Raw genomic sequence first — 22,740 nt, forward strand, 5'->3', positions numbered from 1 at the left:
CCGTTCGGGGCCGCCCCTGGCGGAGGACTCGGGATGAACAAGGCGCAGCTCATCGATTCACTTTCCCAACGCCTGAACGGCGACAAGCGGGTGGCTGCGGAGGCCGTCCAACACATCGTGGACATCGTGGTGCGCACGGTGGAGGCGGGCGACCACGTGACGATCACCGGTTTCGGTGTGTTCGAGAAGCGAGCCAGGGCCGCACGGGTCGCCCGCAACCCGCGAACTGGGGAAACGGTGCGGGTGGCCCCCACGTCGGTACCCGCGTTCCGGCCTGGTGCCCAGTTCAAGGCGGTGGTCTCGGGCGAGCAGGAGCTGCCTGAGGACGCCCCGGCGGTCAAGCGCGCCTCGGCCGGCCAGGGAGGGGCCGGGCGCAAGCGCTCCGCCGCGGGCAAGAAGTCGGACGCGGACAAGAAGAGTGGCCCAAAGAAGTCTGGTTCGACAAAAGACCCCACTTCGTCCAAAGGGAAGAAGGCGGACAGCAAGAAGAATAGTAAGTCAAAGAAATAGCTTCACGGGGAGTAGCTATTTCGCTTGACTATCTGTTGTTCTACCTCACTGTCCGTTTAACGCAACGGGGTGTCGAGATGATCAACCTCGATCACTCGACCCCCTTGCTGGGAGAGAACCCAGGTGCTGCCCTTTCGATTTCGGGAAGGGGGGAGGCCCACCTGGTCCCGCGCGGACAGCCAGTGCAGCAGGCCGGGGATGGCATCACCCTGGCTGCAGACGACGGGGGTCGTCGGCAGCTCGGCGATCTCCAGCAACCGCTTCTCGGCCAGCGCGGGGTCGGACTCGAACGCCTTGTCGGACAGGGCCGGCTCGGTGAGGACGGGCACGCCGAGGGCGTCGGCCAGCGGCTGCACGGTCTGCACGCACCGCACCAGGTCCGCGGCGTGCACCTCGGTGGCGCCGAAGGCCCGCAGGATCGGCACCAGCGCCGCTGCCTGCTGCCTGCCCACCGGTTCCAGCGGCCGCAGCCGGTCGTCTCCCTGGAACTGCTTGCGCGAGCCGGCCTTGGCGTGGCGCACCAGCAACAGGGTGGTGGTGTCGACCGGGCGCTCGGCGAACTGGTCGAGCACCCGTGCGTCGAAGGAGTAGCTGGCCAGCCGCCGGGCGTGCGGCAGGCTCAGCCAGCGCAGCTCGTCCACCTCGTCGTTGACCTGGAACTGCCCGCCCAGCACCCGGGCGGCCCAGTAGGTGACCACCTTCGGGCGGCCGTCGGTCCGGTAGGAGATGGTGCCGACGTACCGACCCAGGGCCACCCGCAGCCCGGTCTCCTCGGCCACCTCCCGGACCGCGGCGGTGGTGGCGTGCTCCCCGGGGTCCAGCTTGCCCTTGGGCAGCGACCAGTCGTCGTAGCGCGGGCGGTGCACCACGGCGACCTCCAGCGCGCCACCGGGGTCTCGGCGCCACACCACCGCGCCAGCGGCCCTGATCGGCTCCTCCACGCTCATCCGGCGGCCCCGTGGCGTCGCATGAGCTCCACCTGGTAGTCGCGGACCTGCTCGCCGGAGGCCGGGGCGGCCACCCACTCGCCGTCGGGACGCATCACCCAGCACCGGGTGGCGGGGTCCAGCGCGTCGTCGAAGACCGCCTCGAGCTCCTTGGTCAGCCGCGGGTCGGTCACCTGCACCATCACCTCCACCCGCCGGTCGAGGTTGCGGTGCATCATGTCGGCGCTGCCGATCCAGAACTCGTTGCCGCCGAGGAAGTGCATCACCCGGGAGTGCTCCAGGAAGCGGCCCAGGATGCTGCGCACGGTGATGTTCTCGCTGAGGCCGGGCACCCCGGGCTTGAGGGTGCAGATGCCCCGCACCACCACGTCCACCGAGACGCCGGCCTGCGAGGCGCGGTAGAGGGCGTCCACCACCTGCTCGTCCACCAGGGCGTTGGCCTTGAGCCGGATGCCGGCGGGCTCCCCCCGGCGGGCGTGCTCGATCTCGGCGTCGATGCGCTCGATGATGCCGCGGCGCACCCCGTACGGCGCCACCAGCAGGTTGCGGTAGGTGCGCTGGCGGGAGTAGCCGGTGAGGGAGTTGAACAGCTCGGTGAGGTCGCGGCCGATTTCCGGGGACGCGGTGAGCAGGCCGATGTCCTCGTAGAGCCGGGCGGTCTTGGGGTTGTAGTTGCCGGTGCCCAGGTGGGAGTAGCGCCGGATGGTGGTGCCCTCGCGCCGCACCACCAGGCAGATCTTGCAGTGCGTCTTCAGGCCCACCAGCCCGTAGACCACGTGCACCCCGGCCTGCTCCAGCTTGCGCGCCCACTTGATGTTGGCCTGCTCGTCGAAGCGGGCCTTGATCTCCACCAGCGCCACCACCTGCTTGCCGGCCTCCGCGGCGTCCACCAGGGCGTCCACGATGGGGGAGTCGCCAGAGGTGCGGTAGAGGGTCTGCTTGATGGCCAGCACCTGCGGGTCGGCGGCGGCCTGCTCCACGAAGCGCTGCACGCTGGTGGAGAACGAGTCGTAGGGGTGGTGCACCAGCACGTCGCCCTCGCGCAGGGTGGGGAAGACGCTCTTGGGGGTCTCCCGCTCGCCGAAGGCCGGGTGGGTGGCCGGCACGAACGGTGCGTCCTTGAGGTGCGGTCGGTCCACCCCGTAGATCTGCATGAGGCTGGTGAGGTCCAGCAGCCCGGGCACCTCGACCACGTCGCGCGGGTTTACGTCCAGCTCGCGCAGCAGCAGCTCGAGCATGTGCTCGGTCATGTCGTCGGCGACCTCCAGGCGCACCGGCGAGCCGAACCGGCGGCGAGCGAGCTCACGCTCCAGGGCCTGCAGCAGGTCCTCGTCCCGGTCCTCCTCCACCTCGAAGTCGGCGTTGCGGGTGATCCGGAAGGCGTGGTGCTCCACCACCTCCATGCCCGGGAACAGCGCGTCCAGGTGCGCCGAGATCAGCGCCTCCAGCGGCAGGAAGACGTCCTCGGCCAGGCGCACCCGCACGAAGCGGTCCACGTTGTCGGGCACCTTCACCCGGGCGAAGCGCTCGCCGCCGGACTGCACGTCGCGCACCGTCACCGCGAGGTTGAGGGAGAGCCCGCTGATGTAGGGGAAGGGGTGGGCGGGGTCGACGGCCAGCGGGGTGATCACGGGGAAGAGCTGCTCGCGGAAGTAGTGCGACAGGCGGGCGCGGGGCTCCTCCTCGAGGTCGTCCCAGCCGACGATGGCCACGCCCTCCTTGGCCAGCCCCGGCTGCACCTCGTCCAGGAAGACCCGGGCGTGCTTCTCCGCCAGCTCCTGGGTGCGCTCGGCGACCATGGCCAGCTGCTCGCGGGGGGACAGGCCGTCGGCCGAGCGCACGGACAGGCCGGTCTCGTCCCGGCGCTTCAGCCCGGCCACCCGCACCATGTAGAACTCGTCGAGGTTGGAGGCGAAGATCGACAGGAACTTGGCGCGCTCCAGCAGCGGGATGGAGGGGTCCTCGGCCAGGGCGAGGACCCGGGAGTTGAAGTCCAGCCAGCTGAGCTCTCGGTTGGCGTAGCGGTGGGCGGGCAGGTCGGTGGCCTGGGCCCGGCGGGGCGTGACCGCGGGCGGCGCGGTGGGCAGGCCCCGGTGCACGGCGGCGATGCCACCGTCGGCGTCGGCGGTGCCGTCGACCACTGCGGTGCCGTCGACCACGGTGGCGGTCTCCGGGTCGGTCGCGGGGTCACCGTCCGGGCCGCTGCTGGGGGGGACGTTCGAACCGGTGCTGGTCTCTGCGGTGCTCACACAGGACATCATCCCCCATTGCTACCGGGGACGGCGGCGGTCACCGGGGCGCTCGGATCCCTCGGGGGGCTGGCGCCCCGGGTCGCTCAGCCGGGCAGGGCCGCCGGGGCCGTGGTCACCAGCACCACCTCGCCGGCGGTGTTGCGGTGCACCCGCACCCGCTGGCCGGTGCGCAGCTGGCGCCAGCCGCCCAGGGCTGCGGCGGTGGGCGGGCAGGTGATGGTGCTGCCCTGGTCCCCGCGGACCACCAGCGCGCTGTCCGGCGCGTCCTGCACCGTGCCCGCGGTTCCCATGGCGTCGAGCACGGCGGCGGTGGCGGGCCCGACGCCCAGCCGCAGCGCCGCGGCGAGGTCCGTCACGGTGTCCACGTCGCAGCGCAGGCCCGGCCACCCGGGGGCGAGCGAGGTGGCGCCGGAGCAGGAGTGCGCGGCGGCCGAACCGGGGCCGAAGCGGGCGTTCAGCTCCACCCCGGTGGTGTGCAGCAGCGTGGTGCCGGTGCCGCTGCGGTCGGCGACGAAGCAGCGCAGGTGACCGGCGGCGGCGTCCAGGGCGGCGGCCAGCTCGGCGGGGCGAAGGGCCGGCAGGTCGGCCTGCAGCGCCACCAGCGGGCGGTGCGGGATCGTGGCGGCAGCGTGGGCGAGGGCGGGGTTGAGGCCGTCCACGTCGGGGTCGGCCAGCACCGCTGCACCCCACCGCACGGCGGTGGCGGCCACGGCGTCGTCCCGGGTGACCACGTGCACGCCGGCCACCTGCGGGGTGCGGGCGACGGCGGAGAGCGTGTCGGCGAGCATGGCCAGCACCAGGTCGCGGCGCCGGACGTCGGGCACCGCCTCGGCCAGGCGGCTCTTGGCGTTGAGGAGGTCCTTCACGGCCAGCACCACGTGGACGCCCGCGGCGGAGGGGGTGGCAGTGGGGGAGGACACGGCTTGATCCTGCCAGCCGCAGGTCGCCGGAGCGGTTAGGCCATGATGGTCTGCCGGGCAGGACCGAGGCAGCAGACGTTTCAGGACAGGGGTTCGAGTGGCGCGAGTGGCCGTGCTGGGTGCGGGTTCGTGGGGCACCACCTTTGCCAAGGTGCTGGCCGACGCGGGCAGCGACGTGACGCTGTGGGCGCGCCGGCCCGAGGTCGCCCGCCAGGTGCAGGAGCAGCGGCGCAACGCCGACTACCTGCCCGGCGTGACGCTGCCGGACACCCTGTGCGCCACCTCCGACGCCCGAGCCGCCCTCGACGGAGCCGACATCGTGGCGCTGGCCGTGCCCGCGCAGTCGCTGCGGGAGAACCTGGTGGGGTGGACCGACGGCCTTCCGGCGCACGCGACGCTGCTGTCGCTGGCCAAGGGCGTGGAGCTGGGCACCCTGCAGCGGATGACCGAGGTGGTGCGCGAGGTGACCGGGGCGGCCGCCGACCGGGTGGCGGTGCTGTCCGGGCCGAACCTGGCCCGCGAGATCGCGCTGGAGCAGCCCACCGCCACCGTGATCGCCTGCCTGGACCACGAGCGGGCGGTGGCCGTGCAGCAGGCGTGCACCAGCTGGTACTTCCGCCCGTACACCAACACCGACGTGCTGGGCTGCGAGCTGGCCGGGGCCTACAAGAACGTCATCGCGCTGGCCTGCGGGATGGCCGTGGGCATGGGGATGGGGGAGAACTCCCTGGCCAGCATCATCACCCGCGGCCTGGCCGAGACCACCCGCCTGGGCGTCGCGCTCGGTGCGGAGCCCGCCACCTTCGCCGGGCTGGCCGGGATGGGTGACCTGGTGGCCACCTGCTCGTCCACGCTGTCGCGCAACCGCACCTTCGGGGCGCGGCTGGGGGCGGGGGAGTCGCTGGAACAGGCGCAGCTGGCCACCAAGGGCCAGGTCGCCGAGGGCGTCAAGAGCTGCTCGGCCATCACCGAGCTGGCCGCGCGACACTCGGTGGACGTGCCCATCGCCGCCGGGGTGCACCGGGTGTGCCACGACGGGCTCAGCGTGCAGGTGCTGGCCTCCCAGCTGCTCGGCCGCAGGACCAAGCCGGAATGAGCACCCCCGAGCAGGGCCTGGGCGACTCCACCCGCTGCGTGCGCGCCGGGGTGGCCCCCGGGGCGCCGGGCGAGCCGATCATGCCGGGACCGGTGCTGGCCGCCCCGTACCACCTCAGCGCCGACGAGGGCAGCGAGAGCGACTTCTACGCGCGCAACTCCAACCCCACCTGGCGGGGGCTGGAGCTGGCGCTGAGCCAGCTGGAGGGCGAGGGCTCGCCGGAGGTCGGTGCGGCGGTGTTCGGCACGGGGATGTCGGCCATCACCGTGCTGATGCGCACCGTGCTGCGGCCCGGGGACGTGCTGGTGATGCCCTCGGACGGGTACTACCTGGCGCGGGCGTACGCCGCGGAGAAGCTGGTGCCCCAGGGCATCGAGGTGCGCGAGGTGGACACCCCGGCGATGGTGGAGGCAGTGGCTGGGGCACGGCTGGTGCTGGCCGAGTCGCCGTCCAACCCGGGTCTGGACGTGGTGGACCTGCGCGCGCTGAGCGCCGCCTGCCGGCGGGCGGGAGCCCTGCTGGCGGTGGACAACACCACGGCCACCCCGCTGGGCCAGCTGCCGCTGCAGCTGGGCGCCGACGTGGTGGTGGCCAGCGGCACCAAGGCACTCTCCGGGCACAGCGACCTGCTGATGGGCTACCTGGCCACCGCTGACGCCGAGCTGCTCGGGCAGGTCTACCGCGAGCGGACGATGTCCGGGGTGGTGCTGGGACCGTTCGAGGCGTGGCTGGCCCACCGCAGCATCGGCAGTGCCGCGCTGCGGCTGGACCGCCAGGGCACCAACGCGGCGGCGCTGGCCGAGCTGCTGGTGCGCCACCCGGCCGTGACCGACGTCCGCTGGCCGGGCCTGGCTGACGATCCTGCGCACGCGGTGGCCGCCACCCAGATGAGCCGGTTCGGCGGGTTGGTGCGCGGCGTGCTGCCCTCGGCGGAGGCGGTGCACGCACTGGTGGCGGCCAGCGAGCTGACCACCCTGGCCACCAGCTTCGGCGGGCTGCACACCACCATCGACCGGCGGGCCCGCTGGGGTGATGACGTGGCACCGGGGTTCTTCCGGCTCTCCTGCGGCATCGAGGACACCGACGACCTGGTCCGCGACCTCACCCAGGCGCTGGACTCGCTGCGCTAGTCCGGTGCAGGGCTAGCCCCGGTCCCTGACGTGCGCGGGCACGGCGGCCTCCACCGGCAGCAGGGCACACGGCTGCGGCTCGCCCCAGCTCTGGGTCACGGGCAGCACCCCGGCCCAGGCTGTGCCCGCCTCGACGTCGGCGTCGTCGTCCACCGGGGGCCCCTGGCGCACCTTGACGCTGGCCTCGCTGGTGTCGATGGCCAGCACGGCCGTGGCGGCGAGCTCTTTGGCGGAGGGGCCGCGGGCGTGCTCCCACGAGCCGGGCGTCACGTGCTCCACCAGGGCGCGCAGGGCGGCCAGCTTCTCCTGCGGGTCGGTCACCGGGCGGGCCTCGGCGTGCAGGACGGCGCTGCGGTAGTTGGCGGAGTGGTGGAACACCGAGCGGGCGTAGACCAGGCCGTCGAGCAGGGTGACGGTGAGGCAGACCCGGTGGCCGGCGGCGGCGCGCAGGCTCGGGGCGCCGGTGGAGGCGTGCACGTAGACCGTGTCGCCCACGCGGCCGTAGGTGGTGGGCAGCACCAGGGGAGCACCGTCGACCACCACGCCCAGGTGGGCGACCAGGCCGGCGTCGAGCACGGCGTGCAGGTCGGCCCGGTCGGTGCGGGCCCGCGCGGACTTGCGGACGGTGCTGCGCGGGGTCGGCGAGAGCTCGGGGGACATGCGCACGATCCTCGCACCCGAGGGCGGTGGGCTGCGACGGGTTTCAGCGCGGCAGGGCGGCGCAGAGCTGGTCGATCTCGTCGGTGGTGTTGTAGTAGTGCACGGAGGCGCGCACCAGGTCCTGCTGGGCGTGCGGGTCGAACCGGGAGTTGGCCGCGGTGGTGACGCTGGTGTTGATCCCCGCCCGGCGCAGCTGTGCCGAGACGTCGGCCGAGGCGGCGTCGTGCACGCTGAAGGTGACGATGCCGCAGAGCCGCTCGCCGCGGTCGTGCACCTGGACGTGGGGGAGCTCGCGCAGCCGCTCGCGCAGCGTGGCGGCCACGGTGGTGATGCGTTCGGCGATGGCGGGCAGGCCCCACTGCAGGGCGTGGTCCACGGCGACGCCGAGGCCGATCTTTCCGGCGACGTTGCCCTCCCAGGTCTCGAAGCGGCGGGCACCGGGAGCGACCGTGAAGGTGTCGGGACCGGTCCAGGACGCGGAGTGCAGGTCGAGGAACGGCGGCTGGAGCCGGTCGGCGAGGGACTCGGCGACGTAGAGGAACCCGGTTCCCCGCGGGCCGCGGAGGAACTTGCGGCCGGTGGCCGAGAGCATGTCGCAGCCGAGCGTGCGGACGTCCAGGGGCAGCTGACCGGCGGACTGGCAGGCGTCGAGCAGGAAGGGGACCCCGGCGGCGCGGGTGAGCGTGCCGATGCCCTCGGCGGGGTTGACCAGGCCGCCGTGGGTGGGCACGTGGGTGACGGCGACCAGCTTGACGGTGCTGTCCAGCCGCTCGGCCAGGTCGGTCAGGTCGACCTGGCCGTGCTCGTCGTCGGCCAGGACCTCGATGCGCGCCCCCGTCCGCTGGGCGACCTGGAGCAGCGCCAGCGCGTTGCTGGCGTACTCCGCGGTGCTGGTGAGGATGCGGTCGCCGGGGGAGAAGGACAGCGAGTAGAACGCCATGTCCCACGCCCGGGTGGCGTTCTCCACCAGCGCGACCTCGGTGTCGGCGCAGCCGAGCAGCTCGGCCACCGCGGAGTAGGTGTGTGCGGTGGCCTCCGCCGCCTGTGCCGCGGCCTCGTACCCGCCGATGCGTGCCTCCAGCCGCAGGTGGTCGATGACCGCCTCGGTGACGGCGTCCGGGGGCAGCGCGGCACCGGCGTTGTTGAGGTGCGCCACCTCGCGGCAGCCTGAGGTCTCGCGACGGGCGCGATCGACGTCCAGCGGCATGACCAGGACCTTAGCTAGAAGGGTGGTGGGTCGGCGCTGGCGGTGACGAGGTGGTGCGCAGCCGGGTGGGTGGCCTGGCCACGGTTGTGGTCGTCCCCGTCGGTGTTGTCCCCGTCGATGTCGTGGTGGGTGGGGACGTGGTGCAGGAAGTCGTGACGCTCGGCGCCGGTGAGGTGGTCCTCGGACGGTGGCGGCAGGTGGTGTGGGTCGCCGGGGACGGTGTCGTGGGTGGTGCCGGTGGGGCTGGTCCAGCGCATGACGGCGCCGCGTTGGGGCTGCACGGTCCAGTCGCCGTGGGTCTTGAGGCGGTGGTGCCAGCGGCACAGGCACTGCAGGTTGGTGGCCACGGTGAGCCCACCAGCGGCGGGGTTGGAGTGGTGGAAGGGCTCGACGTGGTCGAGGTCGCAGCGGGCGGCGGGCACCGCGCAGCCGGGGAAGCGGCAGTGGCCGTCGCGGGCGCGGACCAGCCGGGCCAGGGCTGCCCCGGGGGTGTAGCGGTGCACGGCTGCGGCGTGGGCGACGGCACCCGCGGGGGTCGGTGGGTCGGCGGCGATGATGGTGCCGCGGTGGGTGAGCAAGCGCTGCCAGGTGGCGTCGGCGGCCAGGGTGCGCACCACGTCGGCATCAAGCACACCCAGCCCGGCCAGCGCCCCGGGCAGGTCGGTGGCACCGGCGAGGGTGGCGGCGTCGATGCTGACCTGCAGCAACACCTGCGGCGTGGCCGGGGCCTGCGGGGCGCAGGGGCAGCCAGGATCGGTGCAGGTGCAGGCGAGGTGGTCCGCACCCAGGGCGAGGGCGGTGAGGGCGTCGGCGCGGCGCTGGGCGAGGCTGCGGGGATCGGCGCTGCAGACCGATTGCGCCATCTGCCCCAGCCGGGAGTCCAGCACCGCCCCGTCCACCGCCGGCAGCAGGCCCCACACCGACGCCAGTCCGTCGGTGTCGGCCCGCACCTGCAGATCTCGGTCGTGGTGAGCGCGCCGGCGGCGCTCGCGCACCCCGTCGGGGTCGACCTCGGCCACGATCCGGTCGAGTGCTGCCACCAGCCGGGCCCGGGTGAGCTCCCGACCCGGACGCAGCGCGACCTCCAGGATTCGGGCCTCCGCCGCCGCCGCCACCGACTCCTCCAGGACGGTGGTGCGGTCGGCGATCGCCCGCACCCGGGTGAAGTCCAGCTCCCCGCGGGCGAAGGCCAGCCGGGTCAACGGCAACCGCTCCGCCAGCGCCGCCCCACGTGCACGAACACCCCCGCCATCGCACGGCTCACCGTCAGGGCGACGCCCACCTCGGCGGCGACGAACTCCCCGACCTGCGCGGCACACACCTGGGCGCGGAGATCGTCCTCGCACCGGCGTCGGTACAGCTCCGCCACCGCCGCGAGCTTGCCGGCCGCGTGTGCAGCCTCCGCCCGGGCATGCGCAGCCATCAGCGCCACGAGCTCCTCGGTGGTGCACGCCCCCGGTCTCGGGTGCTCCGACAACGTCGCTGATTCGAACATGTGTTCGACTTTACCGGCAGGCTCGCGCTGTGGCTAGGGCGATTCGGGCCACCTTGCGTGACGGAGAGCTGGTGTAGGTGGAGACCGGGGCGGGACTGTCGAAACCCCCGTTCCTGGCGCGCGCCTGGCCACCTCCTGGGTTACTGCCTGTCATAGTGCGTAACTATGAGTGAGGTTCCGGAGACGTCCGACGGACGGTGGCGCGCCGCGCTGCAGGACGTCGTCGAGCGTCGCACCCCGCTCGCGCTGCACGCCCAGCCCATCGTGGAGCTCACCACCGGACGGGTCGCCGGCTACGAGCTGCTGTCGCGCTTCACCGGCCCCTGGCAGGCCTCGCCGGACCGCTGGTTCGCCGCCGCCGACCACTGGGGCTTCAACGCCGAGCTGCAGTCCCGCGTGCTCAGCGCCGGCATCGCCGCACGCGCCCACCTGCCGGCCAACACCTTCCTCACCGTCAACGTCGACCCCCACCTGCTCACGGTCGGTCAGGTCGCCGACGTCCTCACCGGCACCGACGACCTCACCCGCGTCGTGCTCGAGCTCACCGAGCACACCCAGGGCAGCGAGCACCCCACGGCGGCGGCGGTGATCGAGCACGTCCGCAGCGTCGGCGGGCTCATCGCCATGGACGACGCCGGCACCGGCTACGCCGGGCTGAGCAAGCTGCTGACGCTGCGGCCGGACATCGTCAAGCTGGACCGCGAGCTGGTCACCGGCATCGACCGCGACCCGGTGAAGCGCTCCCTGGTGGAGGTCTTCGGCGACCTCGCCGGTCGGATGGACGCCTGGATCCTGGCCGAGGGCATCGAGACCACCGGCGAGCTGGACGCGCTGATCGCGCTGGGTGTGCCCCTCGGGCAGGGCTGGGCGCTGGCCCGCCCCGCGCCCACCATGCGCACCGAGCTGGAGCCCGACACGGTCACCCGCATCCGCAGCACCGCCAGCCGTACCGTTCTCGGCGACCACGTCGCCTCCTTGGTGCGCACCGCGGTGGTGGGCTCCGACCCGCTCACCTGCGACGTGCTGGTCGCCGAGACCGGCCGCGTCACCCAGGTGCGGGTGCCGGGGGCGGTGCGCGGGTCGACGAGCGGGTGGGCTCCGGCGATGACCGTGGCGCCGAGCGCTGACGTGGTGGAGGTGGCTCGCCGGGCTGTGGTGCGCGCGGAGCCCCACCGGTTCGCCCCGCTGGTGTGCACCGACGGAGCGGGTTCGGTCCTTGGCACCGTCACCGTGGACGACCTCGTCGTGGCCCTCTGTCGGCGGCCCTAGCCGCTCAGGAGATCGTGGGGCCGGCCGATGGGGGAGAGACGACACTCCATCGAGAGAGGCCAGACATGAAGAGCTTTCGCTGCGGCGACGTGGTGCCCGGGTGCACCGCTGCGTTCACCGGTACCGAGGACGAGATCCTGGCCCAGGCCGCCAGGCACGCCGCCAGGGACCACGGCATGACCAGCGTGTCGCCCGAGATGGTGCTGCAGGTGCGTGGGGCGATGACCCCCCTGACCGCCTGACCTTGCTGGTGCGCTGCCGCGTCGACCGAGGCGCCGAATCGGCGTGACCAGCGTCATGGTGTGATCCGTTATCTACTCTCCAGTAAGGTAACGGCCATGACGAGCACCAAGAGCCATGAGACGAGCTCAGGCGCGCCGCGTCCGGCCCAGCGCGACGCCATGGGCTACGGCCTCGCAGCGCTGAACTGGTTGGCCGGGTCGTCCGTGCTGGATCGCCTGAAGATGCGCAAGCGCGCCGAGCAGGTGGCCTACCAGGCTTCGCGCAGCGGCTTCCGCGTGGCGGGGGCGGCCAGCCGGGGCTTCAGCGCGGTGAACCAGCTGGGCAAGCCCGCCCGCCTGCCTGCCGCCCGCCCCAGCGACCTGTTCGACCTCACCCCCGACGACGAGCAGCAGATGATCGTGGAGACGGTGGCCGACTTCGCCGCCGAGCAGCTGCGCCCGGCCGCCTCAGAGGCCAACGAGGCCTGCGCTCCGCCGCCCGGGCTGCTGGAGCGGGTCAACGAGCTGGGCGTGACGCTGGTCGGCGTGCCCGAGGAGCTGGGCGGGGTGGGCAGCGAGCGCTCCGCCGTCACCAACGTCCTGGTGGCCGAGGCCCTGGCGCACGGTGACATGGGCCTGGCGGTCTCCTGCCTGGCGCCGTCGGCCGTCAGCACCGCCCTGGTGCTCTGGGGCGACGCAGCCCAGCAGGCCAAGTACCTGCCGGCCTTCGTGGGCGAGGACGTCCCGGCCGCCGCGCTGGCCGTGCTCGAGCCGCACCCGCTGTTCGACCCCTTCGCGCTGCGCACCACCGCGCGGCGCTCCGGCACAGGGTTCGTGCTCACCGGCGCCAAGTCGCTGGTGCCCCGGGCTGCCGAGGACGAGCTGTTCATCATCGCCGCAGAGCTGGAGGGCACCGGTCCCGCGCTGTTCGTGGTGGAGTCCAGCAGCGTCGGGCTGAGCATCGAGGCAGAGCCGGCCATGGGGCTGCGGGCCGCGAGCATGGGACGGGTGATGCTCGACGAGGTGCACCTGCCCGCCGACGCGCTGCTCGGGGCGGGACGTCCCGAGGTGTACGCCGAGTGCATCCGGCTGGGCCGCCTCGGCTGGAGCGCTCTCGCGCTGGGCACGAGCAAGGCCGTGCTGGACTACGTCACCCCCTACGTCAACGAGCGCATCGCCTTCGGCGAGCCCATCAGCAACCGGCAGGGCGTGGCCTTCAAGGTGGCGGACATGGCCATCGAGCTGGAGGGCATGCGCCTGGTCACCTACCGGGCCGCAAGCCGGGCCGCGCAGGGCAAGGACTTCGCCAGGGACACCGCCCTGGCCCGCAAGCTGTGCGCCGAGCGCGGCATGAGCATCGGCAGCGACGGCGTGCAGCTGCTCGGCGGCCACGGATTTGTCAAGGAGCACCCGGTCGAGCGGTGGTACCGCGACCTCCGCAGCATCGGCGTGATGGAAGGAATCGTGCTCGCATGATCAACCTCGAGGTTCCCAGGAAGTTCACCGCCTTCGTCAACCAGGCGCACCAGACCGCCGCGGAGGTGCTGCGGGCGAACTCGCGCAAGTACGACTCCGCCGAGCACTCCTACCCCAAGGAGCTGGACCTGCTGGCGTCCGTCGTCGACGGGCTCAACGACTCCTCGGCCACCGGCGGTGCCGGGGCTGCCGGTGTGCGCCGCACCGCCCAGAGCGGGGAGCAGAAGAACGCCAACGGCTCCAACATGTCCACCGCGCTGTCCATCATGGAGATGTGCTGGGGCGACGTGGGCCTGCTGCTGTCCATGCCGCGCCAGGGCCTGGGCAACTCGGCGATCGCCTCGGTGGCCAACGACGAGCAGCTCGAGCGCTTCGCCGGCACCTGGGCGTCGATGGCCATCACCGAGCCGCAGTGCGGGTCGGACTCCGCGGCCATCCGCACCACGGCGGTGCTCGACGGCGACCACTACGTGCTCAACGGCGAGAAGATCTTCGTCACCTCCGGCGAGCGGTCGGACTCCGTGGTGGTGTGGGCGACGCTGGACAAGAACCTCGGCCGCGCCGCCATCAAGTCGTTCCTGGTGCCCAAGGACACCCCGGGCCTGACCGTGGCCCGCCTGGAGCACAAGCTGGGGATCCGGGCGTCGGACACCGCCACGCTGTTCCTGGAGAACTGCCGGGTGCCCAAGGAGAACCTGCTGGGCAACCCGGAGATCGACACCTCCGGCGGCTTCGCCGGTGCCATGCAGACCTTCGACAACACCCGCCCGCTGGTGGCCGCGATGGCCGTCGGCTGCGCCCGGGCGGCCATCGAGGAGACCCGCGACCTGCTGGCCGAGGCCGGCGTGGTGGTGGACTACGACCGGCCCGCCGCCCAGCAGTCGCACGCCGCGGCAACGCTGCTGGGCATGGAGGCCGACTGGGAGGCCGCGTACCTGCTGGTGCTGCAGGCGGCGTGGATGGCCGACAACGGCAAGCCGAACTCGCTGCAGGCGTCGATGGCCAAGGCCAAGGCCGGCCGGGTGGGCACCGAGATCACCCTGCGCTGCGTGGAGCTGGTCGGCTCGATCGCCTACTCCGAGCACTCCCTGCTGGAGAAGTGGGCCCGCGACTCCAAGATCCTGGACATCTTCGAGGGCACCCAGCAGATCCAGCAGCTGATCGTGGCGCGCAGACTGCTGGGGAAGAGCTCGGCCGAGCTGAAGTAGGCCGGCTCACCCGGGACAGGTTCGGAGGCTGCGGATGTGGTGGGAAGGCAGGATGGTGCCCCGGGCAGCGGTGCTGCTGTGGGCGGACGGTCTTCCCGGAGAGGCCGGTCAGCCGGCGTACCCGGAGCTGGCTCGACTCACCGTGACGGTCACCTCCCGCGCCGAGCTGGAGCTCCTCCTGCTCCGCGTCCGTGCCGCCGAGCACCTGCACCTGCTCGAGGTCGTCGAGGTCCCCGCCCACGTGCGCACCGTGGTGGTGCTCGGGCTGGCTGACGCCGGCGTGCTGGACGGGGACGTCACCCTGCTCGCCGAGCTGCACCGCCTCGGCGTGCGGGTGCTCGCCCCCATCCACGGCCACGGCAACGCCGCCGGCTCGGGTGCCCTCGACCGCGTGGACGCGGGGCTCACCGAGCACGGCCAGGTGCTGCTCGCCGAGCTCAACGCGGTGGGCATGGTGGTGGACGCCGCCGGGGCCAGCGAGCGCGCCACCGTGCAGATGTGCGAGCTCACCCGCGCCCCGCTGCTCATCAGCCACTGCGTGCTGGACGCCGACTGCGCGGTTCCCGGTGCCATCACCGTCGGGCAGGCGCGGGCCTGTGCGGCGACCGGCGGGGTGATCGGCATCGGTACCCCGGCAACCGCCGCCACGGTCGGGGCGGAGGACTTCCTCGCCCTGCTCGAGCGGGCGGTGGCCCTGGTGGGCGCCGAGCACGTGGGGCTGGGCGCCGTGGCCCCGGAGGTGCTGCGGGGACTGGACGGCACGCTGCGCGCGCGGGGGTGGTCGGCCTCGGACGCGGCCGCCGTGATCGGGGGCAACGCGGTGCGGGTGGCCCGGCAGGTGCTGGGCCGGGGATAGCGCCACACCAGTGGGTGACACCTCAGTGGGATGGCGGAGGATCGGCCCGCCACCCCGGTAGCGTTGCGCCCATGGTTGAACGACGCACCAAGGTTGCTGTGGTCTACGGCGGACGCAGCAGCGAGCACGCCGTGAGCTGCGTGTCGGCGGGCAGCGTGCTCAGCCACCTCGACCCGGAGCGCTTCGAGGCCGTGCCCCTGGGGATCACCCGGGACGGCGCGTGGGTGCTGGGCACCACCGACCCCGAGGCGCTGGCCATCCACGGCCGCACCCTGCCCAGCGTGGACCCCGACGGCGTCTCCGTGGCGCTGTGCGTCGACCCGCACCGCGGCGGCGACGTGGTGGCGCTCGACCGGGACCGTGCCGGCGAGGTGCTCGCCACGGTGGACGTGGTGTTCCCCGTGCTGCACGGCGCCTACGGCGAGGACGGCACGGTGCAGGGCATGCTCGAGCTGGCGGGGCTGCCCTACGTCGGCGCCGGTGTGCTCGCCAGCGCGGCGGGGATGGACAAGGAGCTCACCAAGAAGCTGCTGGCCGCCGAGGGACTGCCCGGGGGCACCCAGGTGGCGCTGCGCGGTGGTGTGGCCACCCTGGACCAGGGGCAGCGCGAGCGGCTCGGGCTTCCCGTGTTCGTCAAGCCGGCCCGGGCAGGGTCGTCGTTCGGCGTCAGCAAGGTGACCAGCTGGGACCACCTGGACGCCGCCATCGCCGAGGCCCGGCGCTTCGACCCCAAGGTGGTCATCGAGTCGGCGGTGGTGGGCCGCGAGGTGGAGTGCGGGGTGCTCGAGCTGCCCGACGGCACCGTGCGCGCCAGCCTGCCCGCGGAGATCCGGCTGCTCAAGGCCGACGACGACAACGCCTTCTACGACTTCGACACCAAGTACCTCGACGACGTGGTGGCCTACGACATCCCCGCGGTGCTGGACGAGCAGACCCTCACCGCCCTGCAGGAGATGGCGGTGACGGCCTTCCACGCCCTCAGCGGTCAGGGCCTGGCCCGGGTGGACTTCTTCGTCTGCGAGGACGGCTCGCTGGTGATCAACGAGGTCAACACCATGCCGGGGTTCACCCCGATCTCCATGTACCCGCAGATGTGGGCGGCCAGCGGCATGGACTACCCGTCCCTGCTGAGCACCCTCGTGGACACCGCCGTCGCCCGCGGAACCGGCCTGCGCTGAGGCCCTGACGCCCTAGCGGACCGGGGCGGGGTCCAGCGCCGTGGCGGGCAGGGTGGCCCGCACGGTGGACGAGATCTCCTGCACCGGGGTGGGGCCGGTGCCGTTGGGCAGGGTCAGGCCGACGTAGACGGCCCGGTCGACGGCCACCCACGTGGTGGAGCTGAGCCCGACCTCGGCGCCGGAGATCTGCAGCCACTGCACACCGTCCACCTCCACCAGCGCCGCCGCGGTGTCGAACTCGGCGGGCCGGTCGATGCCACAGCGCAGCACCACGGGGTCGGCTGACTCCGGGCCCTGCCACGCCGCAGCCCCGGCCGGTGCCGGCTGGACCAGCTGGGCTCGCTCGTCGTCGCCGAGCGTCTGCGGCAGCGCGGCCAGCAGGCTGGTGCACTCCGGCGACGTCGCCTCCGGGGCAGGGATCGCGCCCACCACCACCGGCCCGTCGCCGGCGCTGTCGTCCTTGGCGATCACCGCCGCAGCGATCACGCCCACGGCCAGGGCCACCGGCAGGGCCACGGCAGCGGCGAGGACAGCAGGGGGATGGGTGCGCGACACCGTCGGTCAGCTCCTCACTCGGGGTCGCCGCCACTGCAGGTACTGCCGCGGAGGGGCGGGCACCAGCAGGGTAGAAACTACTGCCAGGGAAACGGCTGCCAAGCAGGAGCGGCGGCGGCGACGTCGAACCACTCATCGACCGGGTCGTCCCGATCGCTGCCAAGGTACCCGCAGCCGGATCACCGCACCGCCACGACCACAGCCCAGCAGGAGGCCCCCGATTACGTCCGCATCGAGCAAGCAGACCGTCGCCGACATCGGCGAGCTCGGGGTGATCGACCGGGCCGTGCGCGGCCACGTGCAGCCCGACACCACCCTGCTCGGTCCCGGTGACGACGCCGCGATCGTGCGCGCCGCCGACTCCCGCGTGGTCGCCAGCACCGACGTGCTGGTGGAGGGCGTGCACTTCCGGCTGGACTGGTCCACGGCCGAGCAGGTGGGGCGCAAGGCCATCGCCCAGAACGCCGCGGACATCGCCGCGATGGGAGCCCACTCCACGGCGTTCCTGGTGGGGCTGTGCTGCCCGTCCAGCACGCCGGTCGAGGTGGTCGACGGCCTGGTCAAGGGGATGTGGGCGGCAGCTTCTGAGCTGGGCGCAGGCATCGTCGGCGGCGACGTGGTGCGGTCGGACAACGTGGTGATCTCGGTGACTGCGCTGGGTGACCTGCGCGGACAGGAGCCGGTCACCCGCTCCGGCGCCCAGGTTGGCGACGTGGTGGCGCTGGCCGGCCGGGTGGGCTGGTCCGGCGCCGGGCTGGCCGTGCTCAGCCGGGGCTTTCGCGCCCCGGCGGCGGTGGTGCTGGCCCACCGCGAGCCCGAGCCCCCCTACGCCGCCGCGCTGGCCGCCGCCGCGGCCGGGGCCACGGCCATGACCGACGTCTCCGACGGGTTGCTGGCTGACGCCGGGCACCTGGCCGCCGCCTCCGGGGTGGGCATCGAGCTGCGCCGGCGACCGCTCACCCCGCCGCAGCGCCTGGTGGACGTGGGCAACGCGCTGGGCGTGGACCCGTGGACCTGGGTGCTCACCGGCGGCGAGGACCACGCGTTCCTGGCCACCTTCCCGGCCGGCACCGCCCTGCCCGAGGGCTGGGAGGCCATCGGCACGGTGCACGCCGGTGCCGGGGCACAGGTGGACGACAAGCGCTGGACCGAGGCCGACGGCCCCACCGGCTGGCAGGCGTTCGGCAAGTGAGCCAGGTGGTGCTGTGAGCCAGGTAGAGCTGTGAGCCAGGTGGTGCTGTGAGCGAGGTGGTGCTGCGCCCGGTCGACTACGGCGTCGCCGAGGTGGCCGAGCTGGAGAGCCAGGTGCAGGCGGAGTACGCCCGACGCTACGGCGGCGGTGACGACACGGTGCTGCAGCCCGAGCAGTTCCGGCCGCCCCGCGGGCTCTTCCTGCTGCTGACCGTGGACGGGGTGCCCTCCGGCATGGGCGGCTGGCGGGCCAGGGACGCCGACGGGCGGTTCGTGCAGGACGGCGACGCCGAGGTCAAGCGGATGTACGTGGTGCCCCAGGCACAGCGACAGGGGCACGCCCGAACGCTGCTGGCCGAGCTGGAGCGCACCGCCGCCCAGCACGGGCGCACCCGGATGATCCTGGAGACCGGGATGGCGCAGCCGGAGGCGATCGCGCTGTACACCTCCGCCGGCTACACCGAGATGGGCCGGTTCGGCCTGTACGCGCACGAGGAGTCGGCCCGCTACTACGCCAAGGTGCTCGGCGGCTAGGTTCGCCCCCATGGCCATCTACGCCCTCGGCGACATCGCGCCCACCGTCCACCCCGACGCCTTCGTGCACCCCGACGCCACGGTGATCGGCAACGTCACGCTGGCTGCGGGCGCCTCGGTGTGGCCGCAGGCGGTGCTGCGCGGCGACTACGGGACGATCACCGTGGGGGAGCGCACGAGCGTGCAGGACGGCACCGTGGTGCACTGCACCGACTGGCACCCCACCGACATCGGTGCGGACTGCGTGGTGGGCCACAACGCGCACGTCGAGGGAGCCACCATCGGCGACGGCTGCCTGATCGCGTCGGGGTCGGTGGTGCTCAACGGGGCGGTGGTCGGCGACGGCGCCGTGGTCGGTGCGGGCGCGGTGGTGGGCTTCAACGGCAAGGTCCCCGCCCGGACGATGGCCCTGGGGGTGCCGGCCCGCATCCGGGAGGGCCACGAGGTGGCCGAGGGCTCCACCCTTCCGGTGGTGCAGAAGTACCTGGAGAACATCACCCGCTACCGCGACGAGCTGCGCCGGCTGGACTGAGCGGCAGCCCGGGCGCCGGATAGCATCTGCGCTCGTGGCTGGACGACCGTTGAACGAGGTGGTGGAGGCCGGCTGGGCGCAGGCCCTCGCGCCGGTGGCCGACAACATCGCCGAGATGGGTGAGTTCCTGCGTGCGGAGGTGGCCGCCGGACGGCGCTACCTGCCGTCGGGTGCGGCGGTGCTGCGGGCGTTCCAGCAGCCCTTCCACGCGGTGAAGGTGCTCATCGTGGGCCAGGACCCCTACCCGACGCCGGGGCACGCAGTGGGGCTGAGCTTCTCGGTGGCCCCCGACGTGCGGCCGGTGCCCCGCAGCCTGGCCAACATCTTCCGCGAGTACACCGACGACCTGGGCCTGCCCGTGCCCAGCACCGGCGACCTCACGCCGTGGACCGAGCAGGGAGTGCTGCTGCTCAACCGCGTGCTGACCGTGCGCCCGGGGGAGTCGGCCGCGCACCGCGGCAAGGGGTGGGAGGCGATCACCGAGCAGGCCATCCGGGCGCTGGTGGACCGGCCCGACCCGCTGGTGGCCGTGCTCTGGGGCAAGGACGCCGGCACCCTCACCGAGCTGCTGGGCGACGTGCCGATCATCGCCTCGGCGCACCCCTCGCCGATGTCGGCCTCCCGCGGGTTCTTCGGCTCGCGCCCGTTCAGCCGGGTCAACGCCGAGCTGGAGGACCTGGGCGAGGAGCCGGTGGACTGGCGCCTGCCCTGACACGCCGGGTGACGTGGCTCGGGCTCTCGGCGTGAGGCACAGTGGAGTGATGACGCCCGGCAACCACCTCCCCGACGGCACGAGCAGACCCGGCGGGGCACAGGTGGTGACCGAGCAGGACACCGACGACCGGCAGACCGAGCGTGCGGTGCGCGCCTGGATCAGCAAGCACCCCGGGTGCGGCCGCGATGCCGTGGCCGCGGGCGTGGGGGTGCCGGTGGAGCGGGTGAGCGAGATCCTCGGGTCCGAGGCGGGGCTGCTGCTCACCGAGACCCGGGCGCGGGTGCCCGAGTTCAGCGACGCGGAGATCATCGCCTGCCTGCAGCACGCGGCGGCCACCCTGGGCAGCCCGCTGGCGGTGAGCAAGTACGACGCGGTGAACACCAGCGGCCCCTCCAGCGCCCGCATCATCCAGCGCTTCGGCTCCTGGAACGCCGGCTGCGAGGCGGCGGGCCTGGCCGTCAACAAGGGGCGGGTGAGCTACTCGCGGGGCTGGACGCGCCAGTCGGTGCTGGAGGCGGTGGCCGACTACCTCGCGTCGGAGCGGCCGACGGGCTCCTACGCCGACTACACCGCCTGGGCCCGCCGCACGCCGGGCGCGCCCAGCGGGCAGACGCTGCGCAACTACGTGGGCGCGTGGTCCAGCGCCAAGGCCGAGGCCATGGTGGTGCTGGCCCAGCGACGGCACTAGCCGCCCTGGGGCCGGTGAGCGGGCACGAAAAAGACCCGGTGGAGAACCACCGGGTCTGTTTCACACAACCAGCTCAGGCGCGAACGACCTTGCCCGCCTTGAGGCAGGAGGTGCAGACGTTGAGCTTCTTGCGGTTGCCGGGGGACACCTCGGCGCGAACCGTCTGGATGTTGGGGTCCCAACGGCGCTTGGTACGTCGGTGCGAGTGCGAGACCGACATGCCGAAGCCGGGTCCCTTGGCGCAGACGTCACAGACGGCAGCCATAGTCGGACTCCTCGATAGTCATTACTTCACGGACAACCCGGCTAGCGTAGCGGGCGCACGCCGGCTCAGACAAACGACCCCACCAGCAGTCCCGCCGCCCCGCCGCCCGGGCACCAGTCGCGCTGTCGGGGCACGCGGATAGTCTCAGGTGACCCGCCCACGGGGCTGATCACCCCGGAGCACACCAAGGAGACGTCAGGTGCTGCAGCTGCTCGACGCCGCCGCACTACGGCGCTGGGCGGACGCCTGCGTGGAGGTGCTCACCACCCACTGCGCGGAGATCAACGGGCTCAACGTCTTTCCGGTTGCCGACTCCGACACGGGCAGCAACTTGCTGCACACCCTGCGGGCGGGGCTGGACGCCCTGGTCCGCGCGCCCGAGGAGGTCAGCCAGAGCTGCTCGGCCACGGCGGCCGCTCTGGCCCGCGGCACCCTGGTCGGTGCCCGGGGCAACTCCGGGGTGCTCATCTCCCAGGTGCTGCGCGGGCTGGCCGAGACCGTCCCCACCGACGCCGGCCTCACCGGTGCCGACCTCTCCGCGGCGCTGCGCCGGGCCGACGAGCTGGCCTACGCGTCGGTGGGCGAGCCGGTGGAGGGCACCGTGCTCACCGTGCTGCACGCCGCTGCCGAGGCCGCGCAGCGGGTGGAGCAGCCCAGCCTGGCCGCGGTGGCCACCGCCGCTGCCCGGGCCGCCACCGAGGCGCTCGCCCACACTCCGTCGCAGCTGTCCGTGCTGGCCAAGGCCGGGGTGGTGGACGCGGGCGGCCGGGGGCTGGTGCTCATGCTCGACGCGCTGGTGGCCGTGGTCACCGGCACCGCCGCCCCCAACCCGGTGCGCACCGTCAGCGCCCGGCCCGCGGAGATGCTCACCGCCGAGCGGGAGAGCGGGTCGTCGGCGCACGACTACGAGGTGATGTACCTGCTCGACGGCACGGGCCCGGAGCAGGTCGCCGGGCTGCGCGAGCACCTCAACGCCATCGGCGACTCGGTGGTGGTGGTGGGTGACGGCAGCGACCTGTACTCGGTGCACGTGCACTGCAACGACATCGGCGCTGCGGTGGAGGCCGGCGTGGTGGCCGGGCGTCCGCACCGCATCACCGTGGCCCGCTTCGCCGACGTCGCCGAGCCCCGCCAGGACAGCGGCCGGCTCACCAGGGAGCGGGCGCTGCTGGCCCTGGTGTCCGGGGCGGAGACGGCCTCGCTGTTCGCCGGGGAGGGCGCGGTGGTGCTGCGCTGTGGACCTGGCCCGGTGGAGCCGGACGCGGTGCGCAGCGCCATCGAGGACACCCGCGCCGGCCACGTCACGGTGCTGCCCAACGGCCTGGTGCCCCAGCGCGAGCTGATCGACGTGGTGGCCGCCATCCGCAAGGCCGGGCAGGGCGTGACGGTGCTGCCCAGCAGCTCACCCGTGCAGGGGCTGGCCGCGCTCGCCGTGCACGACCCCGGCCGCGACCACGAGGACGACACCCTGGCCATGGCCGAGGCCGCCACCGCCACCCGCCGCGGCGCGGTGCGGGTGGCCCGCGAGCAGGCGCTGACCTGGGTGGGCCGCTGCGAGCCCGGCGACGTGCTGGGCCTGCTGGACGACGAGGTGGTGCTCATCGCCCGCGGGGACGACCCGGCCGAGCAGCAGTCCGAGGCGGTGCGCGGTCTGCTGGACCGCATGCTCGACGCCGGTGGTGAGCTGGTGACGGTGCTGACGGGGGAGGGGATGGACGCGACGCTGGAGCAGGAGATGGCCGACCACGTGCAGGCGGTGCACCCCGGGGTCGAGCTGGTGGTCTACCCAGGTGGCGTGCTGGGAGACGTCGCCGTGCTCGGGGTGGAGTGAGCCC

22 protein-coding genes and 2 pseudogenes are annotated in these 22,740 nt (G+C 73.2%); 15 read left to right on the forward strand and 9 right to left on the reverse strand.

Annotation, left to right across the window (positions count from 1 at the left end; genetic code table 11):
• Positions 1-33: 33 nt before the first annotated feature.
• Positions 34-345 (forward strand): annotated as a pseudogene (locus tag ELX43_RS06650) (HU family DNA-binding protein); the annotation flags it as partial.
• Between the two features lie 221 nt (positions 346-566).
• Here ELX43_RS06650 and ELX43_RS06655 read toward each other — a convergent pair.
• The 3 genes and pseudogenes from ELX43_RS06655 to cofC form a co-directional block, all read right to left on the reverse strand.
• On the reverse strand, positions 567-1,457 hold the full coding sequence (locus ELX43_RS06655; RefSeq protein WP_127782678.1) for an NUDIX hydrolase: 891 nt from the start codon (positions 1,455-1,457) through the stop codon (positions 567-569).
• Positions 1,454-3,598: an RNA degradosome polyphosphate kinase gene (locus ELX43_RS06660; RefSeq protein WP_241249876.1), complete on the reverse strand. Its 2,145-nt coding sequence runs from the start codon at positions 3,596-3,598 to the stop codon at positions 1,454-1,456. The genes ELX43_RS06655 and ELX43_RS06660 overlap by 4 nt, the downstream gene beginning before the upstream one ends.
• A gap of 416 nt (positions 3,599-4,014) precedes the next feature.
• A pseudogene (gene cofC, locus ELX43_RS06665) lies at positions 4,015-4,629 on the reverse strand (2-phospho-L-lactate guanylyltransferase); the annotation flags it as partial.
• A gap of 97 nt (positions 4,630-4,726) precedes the next feature.
• On the opposite strand from cofC, the gene ELX43_RS06670 reads away from it, so the two are divergent.
• Complete coding sequence (locus tag ELX43_RS06670; protein WP_127782680.1) at positions 4,727-5,725, forward strand: NAD(P)H-dependent glycerol-3-phosphate dehydrogenase; 999 nt, start codon at positions 4,727-4,729, stop codon at positions 5,723-5,725.
• Positions 5,722-6,855, forward strand: a complete 1,134-nt coding sequence (locus ELX43_RS06675) for a cystathionine gamma-lyase (RefSeq protein ID WP_127782681.1) — start codon at positions 5,722-5,724, stop codon at positions 6,853-6,855. Before ELX43_RS06670 ends, ELX43_RS06675 begins: the two co-directional genes overlap by 4 nt.
• 12 nt (positions 6,856-6,867) lie before the next feature.
• Here ELX43_RS06675 and ELX43_RS06680 read toward each other — a convergent pair whose 3' ends face one another.
• Genes ELX43_RS06680 through ELX43_RS17590 form a run of 4 tightly spaced genes read right to left on the reverse strand, consistent with a single transcriptional unit; the run spans position 6,868 to position 10,217 of the window.
• Complete coding sequence (locus ELX43_RS06680; protein ID WP_127782682.1) at positions 6,868-7,515, reverse strand: pyridoxamine 5'-phosphate oxidase family protein; 648 nt, start codon at positions 7,513-7,515, stop codon at positions 6,868-6,870.
• 43 nt (positions 7,516-7,558) lie between these two features.
• Positions 7,559-8,722, reverse strand: a complete 1,164-nt coding sequence (locus tag ELX43_RS06685; RefSeq protein WP_127782683.1) for an aminotransferase class V-fold PLP-dependent enzyme — start codon at positions 8,720-8,722, stop codon at positions 7,559-7,561.
• 14 nt (positions 8,723-8,736) lie between these two features.
• The gene (locus tag ELX43_RS06690; RefSeq protein WP_164860595.1) at positions 8,737-9,924 is read right to left on the reverse strand and encodes an HNH endonuclease signature motif containing protein; all 1,188 of its coding nucleotides are present in this window, start codon (positions 9,922-9,924) and stop codon (positions 8,737-8,739) included.
• Positions 9,921-10,217 (reverse strand): hypothetical protein, encoded by a 297-nt coding sequence (locus tag ELX43_RS17590; RefSeq protein ID WP_164860596.1) that lies wholly within the window; start codon positions 10,215-10,217, stop codon positions 9,921-9,923. Before ELX43_RS17590 ends, ELX43_RS06690 begins: the two co-directional genes overlap by 4 nt.
• Before the next feature lie 165 nt (positions 10,218-10,382).
• Here ELX43_RS17590 and ELX43_RS06695 point away from each other — a divergent pair, with 165 nt between their 5' ends.
• The 6 genes from ELX43_RS06695 (at position 10,383) to ELX43_RS06720 (ending at position 16,425) form a co-directional block, all read left to right on the forward strand.
• Positions 10,383-11,486 (forward strand): EAL domain-containing protein, encoded by a 1,104-nt coding sequence (locus ELX43_RS06695; RefSeq protein WP_127782685.1) that lies wholly within the window; start codon positions 10,383-10,385, stop codon positions 11,484-11,486.
• 65 nt (positions 11,487-11,551) lie between these two features.
• Complete coding sequence (locus ELX43_RS06700) at positions 11,552-11,728, forward strand: DUF1059 domain-containing protein (RefSeq protein WP_127782686.1); 177 nt, start codon at positions 11,552-11,554, stop codon at positions 11,726-11,728.
• Between the two features lie 96 nt (positions 11,729-11,824).
• Positions 11,825-13,183: an acyl-CoA dehydrogenase family protein gene (locus ELX43_RS06705; RefSeq protein ID WP_206518127.1), complete on the forward strand. Its 1,359-nt coding sequence runs from the start codon at positions 11,825-11,827 to the stop codon at positions 13,181-13,183.
• The gene (locus ELX43_RS06710) at positions 13,180-14,391 is read left to right on the forward strand and encodes an acyl-CoA dehydrogenase family protein (RefSeq protein ID WP_127782687.1); all 1,212 of its coding nucleotides are present in this window, start codon (positions 13,180-13,182) and stop codon (positions 14,389-14,391) included. The genes ELX43_RS06705 and ELX43_RS06710 overlap by 4 nt, the downstream gene beginning before the upstream one ends.
• A 52-nt stretch (positions 14,392-14,443) precedes the next feature.
• Positions 14,444-15,247, forward strand: a complete 804-nt coding sequence (locus ELX43_RS06715; RefSeq protein ID WP_164860597.1) for a membrane dipeptidase — start codon at positions 14,444-14,446, stop codon at positions 15,245-15,247.
• A 71-nt stretch (positions 15,248-15,318) separates the two neighbouring features.
• Positions 15,319-16,425: a D-alanine--D-alanine ligase family protein gene (locus tag ELX43_RS06720; RefSeq protein WP_127782689.1), complete on the forward strand. Its 1,107-nt coding sequence runs from the start codon at positions 15,319-15,321 to the stop codon at positions 16,423-16,425.
• A gap of 12 nt (positions 16,426-16,437) precedes the next feature.
• On the opposite strand, the gene ELX43_RS06725 is transcribed toward ELX43_RS06720, so the two are convergent.
• Positions 16,438-16,980 (reverse strand): DUF3515 domain-containing protein, encoded by a 543-nt coding sequence (locus ELX43_RS06725; RefSeq protein ID WP_127782690.1) that lies wholly within the window; start codon positions 16,978-16,980, stop codon positions 16,438-16,440.
• 220 nt (positions 16,981-17,200) lie between these two features.
• Here ELX43_RS06725 and ELX43_RS06730 point away from each other — a divergent pair, with 220 nt between their 5' ends.
• The 5 genes from ELX43_RS06730 to ELX43_RS06750 are packed head-to-tail and all read left to right on the forward strand — an operon-like array spanning position 17,201 to position 20,640.
• Entirely contained in the window at positions 17,201-18,172 is a 972-nt protein-coding gene (locus ELX43_RS06730) for a thiamine-phosphate kinase (RefSeq protein ID WP_127784735.1), read from the forward strand.
• A gap of 47 nt (positions 18,173-18,219) precedes the next feature.
• Positions 18,220-18,705 carry a GNAT family N-acetyltransferase gene (locus ELX43_RS06735; RefSeq protein WP_241249814.1) on the forward strand — a complete coding sequence of 162 codons (486 nt, stop codon included), beginning with the start codon at positions 18,220-18,222 and terminating at the stop codon, positions 18,703-18,705.
• A 10-nt stretch (positions 18,706-18,715) separates the two neighbouring features.
• Entirely contained in the window at positions 18,716-19,237 is a 522-nt protein-coding gene (locus tag ELX43_RS06740; protein WP_127782691.1) for a gamma carbonic anhydrase family protein, read from the forward strand.
• A gap of 34 nt (positions 19,238-19,271) precedes the next feature.
• Positions 19,272-19,949, forward strand: coding sequence for a uracil-DNA glycosylase (locus ELX43_RS06745; RefSeq protein WP_127782692.1), 678 nt, complete (start codon positions 19,272-19,274; stop codon positions 19,947-19,949).
• A 49-nt stretch (positions 19,950-19,998) separates the two neighbouring features.
• Positions 19,999-20,640: a hypothetical protein gene (locus ELX43_RS06750; RefSeq protein ID WP_127782693.1), complete on the forward strand. Its 642-nt coding sequence runs from the start codon at positions 19,999-20,001 to the stop codon at positions 20,638-20,640.
• Between the two features lie 73 nt (positions 20,641-20,713).
• On the opposite strand, the gene rpmB is transcribed toward ELX43_RS06750, so the two are convergent.
• Positions 20,714-20,905, reverse strand: coding sequence for a 50S ribosomal protein L28 (gene rpmB, locus ELX43_RS06755; protein ID WP_127782694.1), 192 nt, complete (start codon positions 20,903-20,905; stop codon positions 20,714-20,716).
• A 199-nt stretch (positions 20,906-21,104) separates the two neighbouring features.
• On the opposite strand from rpmB, the gene ELX43_RS06760 reads away from it, so the two are divergent.
• Positions 21,105-22,736, forward strand: a complete 1,632-nt coding sequence (locus ELX43_RS06760; RefSeq protein WP_206518128.1) for a DAK2 domain-containing protein — start codon at positions 21,105-21,107, stop codon at positions 22,734-22,736.
• Positions 22,737-22,740: the final 4 nt, after the last annotated feature.

The sequence above is a fragment of the Rhodococcus sp. X156 genome, assembly GCF_004006015.1.
Classification (GTDB): Bacteria; Actinomycetota; Actinomycetes; order Mycobacteriales; family Mycobacteriaceae; genus X156.